The following is a 322-nucleotide window of genomic DNA, read 5'->3' on the forward strand; positions in this document are numbered from 1 at the left end:
GATAATCTTTAATACAAGTTTCATAAAAGTTTATCATATCATCATATTGGGCTTTGGGTATAGAGCCTATGGCTAAAGAAGCATCAGCTACAAATAAATCTTTAAAGGAACTCATTTCTGTTCCTCTAATTGCTAAAATATAATTGATATAGCCATATTCACTTGTATAGCTAATCTCTTTAGATTCTGTATTCTTTTGTTTTCTTTTTTCTCCAAACAAAGTAGCAGAAAAACCTGAATTTGTATTAGGACAATGTTTTAATAAATCATAGCGAGAAAAGAATTGTTTAGCTTGGAGTGGGGAGAATTCGCCATCAAATAA

Annotated in this window: 1 pseudogene; it reads right to left on the bottom strand. The window is 30.1% G+C overall.

What is annotated here, in order from left to right:
- A pseudogene (locus ELQ16_RS09830) lies at positions 1-322 on the bottom strand (hypothetical protein); the annotation flags it as partial.

Source organism: Campylobacter sp. US33a (assembly GCF_004378855.1).
In the GTDB taxonomy this organism is placed as follows: domain Bacteria; phylum Campylobacterota; class Campylobacteria; order Campylobacterales; family Campylobacteraceae; genus Campylobacter_D.